Source organism: Ancylomarina euxina (assembly GCF_003863355.1).
In the GTDB taxonomy this organism is placed as follows: Bacteria; Bacteroidota; Bacteroidia; order Bacteroidales; family Marinifilaceae; genus Ancylomarina; species Ancylomarina euxinus.
In genome coordinates this window covers 1-3,724 of the sequence record NZ_QQWG01000045.1, presented here as the reverse complement: position 1 = coordinate 3,724, position 3,724 = coordinate 1, and the positions used below count along the sequence as shown (strand labels likewise).

Genomic DNA, 3,724 nt, shown 5'->3' with positions numbered 1-3,724 from the left:
GGTACAATACATGTAGAAGGCATTCTTCTTTAAATTATCTTTCGCCTTTAGAATACGGAAGGCTATTAAATAATCAAAAGAGAGCGGCATGACTTAACTTATTGTCCACATTTTTGTTGCAAGTCCAATCCTTTAAATACACCTTACCCTGGCTGATGCCGAAAACTGGGATTAAGCCATTACCTTTCTCAAAATAAAATTCGAATCAACTCCGTATAATCTTCGAATTTTATTGGACTTAATACGAAGATAATCTGTATCTTGTAGGGAATAAACCCAAAGATCGTATGGCCAAATTACCCAACTTACAAATCAGCGGGCGCATGGGAAATATTATCTTCTACGTGCGGAATGGTAAGCAGTGCATGCGAGCTATGCCCCAGAAAGTAAAGAATCCTAAAAGCACAAAACAAAGTTCGCGAAGGTCTCAATTTGGAGCGACAGCTAAATTCGCCTCCTCTCTATTGAGCGTATTGATACATCCTTATTGGAATCCCATTGCAAAAAAAGAAGATCGTAGCGGATATAACCTATTCCTGACCACAAATATGCCAGCTTTCACAGCGGGATTATTGCAAAAAGAAAAACTCCTTCTTATTCCCGAAAATGAACTAAAACAAGAACAATTTATAATTAGCCAAACAGACATGGGCATACAGTTGACTTGGAGCTATACTCAAAACAATAAAAAAGCTGATCCTAATGATGAACTGACTCTTTTAATCATGTCTCCTAATGGGGCTCTTGAAATAAGACAAACTCAAGCTAAACGCTCCGAACAAGAACTAATGATTGAAGCCCCTAAGGAACAAGAGTATTTTGCGTTTTGGGAAAGAGGAACTTTATGGTCGGAGACTTGTTGGCTCCCCCTTCAATCTGATAATTAAGGTGTAATTTTCAGACATAAACTGTACCCGATCACTATCGAGGATAGGCGCTTGTATTCTACAAAAAATCACACCGCCAATGACACAGATGACACAGATGACACAGATAAAAAAATCATTTAACCACTAATGAACACTAATTAGCACTAATTAAATAAGAAACTTAAAATTTCTCATCCGTCCGGTCACTGAGCGGAGTTGAAGGGTGAGGAGGAGTTCCCTCGTTTTATTAAAAAAAATAATCATCCACTAACATGTTAACGAGCTTGCCAGTAAACTCAATAAAAAATGTTTTAACCACAGATGATACAGATTTAAACAAACTAAAAAGAAAAGTTCATCCTTTATTGTCATAGCAAGGAGGTACGACGTAGCTATCTCATGATAGAAGAGCTGTGGTTATTAGTCATTGATCATTGGTTGTCTGTTGTTAGTTATTGGATGAATGATTTGATTTTTGTCATGACAATGCAAACCTAAGGGAAAGTTTTCGGGACGGTACCGAGGGAAGCGAAGCGACGAGGGATCTCAAGTATATAATAGCAGATCCTTCACTACGTTCCTCCGTTCAGGATGACAATGGTAAATTTAAATGAGCTTAATTCAAGTACCTCTTTGTCCCCTAAAGGGGAAAGTTTGTCTTGTGAAGTTATCAGTTGCCAGTTCCACTGACCTTTCGACTTTCTAACTTTTCGACCATTTGACTTTTCGATCACGCCTGAGGCGGCCTTCTGATTCTTTATAATCCTCTTTTATCAGCGTCTAAATTATTTTTAAGATAAACTCAGGATGTTAATAAATTTTGTTTATTCTGATTACTAATTGTTCATCATTCATTATTAATCAACTTTCTTAACTTGACAGATTTGACAAGCCAAGCTCTCCCCTTTTTATGTTACATTTGCATTTACTAAACAACCAAGGACTAAATTAGCTTTCCACGAAAAGCTTTGGCATGATCATTGCCAAGGACAGACAGAAATTATAAACAAAAAAGTAAGATAAAATGGAACTCGGAAACCTACCTCAGGACATTGCAGAAGAAATTGAAAACGCTCCCAGCATTTCGCAAATTGTACAATTGGCTGAACGTATTCTCAACCAAGGGGATAGTGAGAATGCTTCGAAAATTTTAGATTTAGTTCTGGAAAACTAAAATGCCTAGTGAGTAAACAGACACAAAGTAAACTAACATATGAATTGGCACTAGTCACTGGTCAGTAGACAACACCCATGCATTGAGCGAAGCGTGATATTGAGCTTGTTGAAATATCGAAATGCAAGCTACTGCTCATTGTCAGTTATCGGTTATCGCACACCACTTTATCATTTCGACTCCGCTCAATGCACCGCCTTTCTTTACTTTATCACTTCGACTTCATTTCGACTTCGCTCAATGCGACGCGCTCAGTGCGACGCCTTGAATTCCCGTTAAACTTATTATTTTCTCCTTGTAGACCTGCAGGCTATAATCTTTGCTTGCAAAACCAGCATGAAAACTTATCTTTGAACTTCTAACAAAAAAATCAGCATGTCATTATATCCATTAAAATTTACTCCCATTGCCAAAGAAACCATTTGGGGAGGCAACAAATTACAACAAGAACTCAATAAAGATTTCGCTACAGATAAGAAAATTGGCGAAAGCTGGGAAATATCAGGTGTACCAAACGATATCTCGATCGTTTCTAATGGTGATCTTAAAGGTAAGAATCTAAGTGAACTCATTCAAGTGTATGCTGGTCAACTATTAGGCGAAAAGAACGCTCAAAAGTTTGGATCAGAATTTCCTCTTCTTATTAAATTCATAGATGCTAACGATGTGTTATCCATACAAGTTCATCCAGATGATAATCTGGCTAAAGAACGACACAATTCCTTTGGAAAAACTGAAATGTGGTACGTTCTTGGTGCCGAAAAAGAGTCTAATCTCATTGTTGGCTTCAATCAGAAGGTCGATCAAAACTTATATCAAGAAAAGCTTAAAAAAGGCAAACTAGAAGAAATCCTTAATGTTGAAAAGGTACAAAAAGGATCAACCTACTTTATACCTGCTGGCCGTGTACATGCCATTGGGAAAGGCATACTGGTAGCTGAAATACAGCAAACTTCTGATATCACCTACCGTATGTACGACTGGAACAGAACAGATGCTCAAGGCAATGGCAGAGAATTGCATACCGAATTGGCTCTCGATGCCATAGATTATTCTCTTGAAAAAGAATATGAAACAACATATACGGATCTCCTGAATCATAGTAGCGAACTGGCCACTTGCGAGTATTTCACTACCTACAAACTCATATTCGATCAGGAGATCAAAAAAGACTACTCTAAACTAGATTCTTTTGTGATTTATATGTGCTTGGATGGGGAATTTGAACTAGAATATTCAACTGGAAATATCATCCTTGAGAAAGGAGAGACCATACTAATACCTGCAGAATTAAAGAGTTTAGTATTAAAGCCTAAAGGCACAGTAGAATTACTGGAAGTTTATATCTAGAAAACAAGGTTAAAGTGTTTCAAGGATAAAGTATGCTTCGACAAGCTCAGCAACCATGAATAAAGGAAGGAAAGGATAAAGGTTAAAAAAAGGGAACTACAGATGGACTTCGTCGAACTCACTAACTCGGTTAGCACTAATAATCACTAATTAAAGAAAAGACTCCCAAGTAAGTTATTTTTAGTATCATGTAATCATTTCAAGTGGACTTGCAACAAAAATGTGGACAATAAGTTAAGTCATGCCGCTCTCTTTTGATTATTTAATAGCCTTCCGTATTCTAAAGGCGAAAGATAATTTAAAGAAGAATGCCTTCTACATGTATTGTACC

General features: G+C 37.2%; 3 protein-coding genes. All 3 read left to right on the top strand.

Annotated features, from left to right (window positions below; all coding sequences use genetic code 11):
• Positions 1-323: 323 nt before the first annotated feature.
• The 3 genes from DWB61_RS17435 to DWB61_RS17430 all read left to right on the top strand — a co-directional run bounded on the left by DWB61_RS17435 (position 324) and on the right by DWB61_RS17430 (position 3,393).
• Entirely contained in the window at positions 324-887 is a 564-nt protein-coding gene (locus tag DWB61_RS17435) for a DUF6266 family protein (RefSeq protein ID WP_125032218.1), read from the top strand.
• Between the two features lie 1,006 nt (positions 888-1,893).
• The gene (locus tag DWB61_RS17700) at positions 1,894-2,043 is read left to right on the top strand and encodes a hypothetical protein (RefSeq protein ID WP_156190286.1); all 150 of its coding nucleotides are present in this window, start codon (positions 1,894-1,896) and stop codon (positions 2,041-2,043) included.
• A gap of 375 nt (positions 2,044-2,418) precedes the next feature.
• A complete protein-coding gene (locus tag DWB61_RS17430; RefSeq protein ID WP_125032217.1) occupies positions 2,419-3,393 on the top strand; it encodes a type I phosphomannose isomerase catalytic subunit in 975 nt (324 codons plus the stop codon).
• Positions 3,394-3,724: the final 331 nt, after the last annotated feature.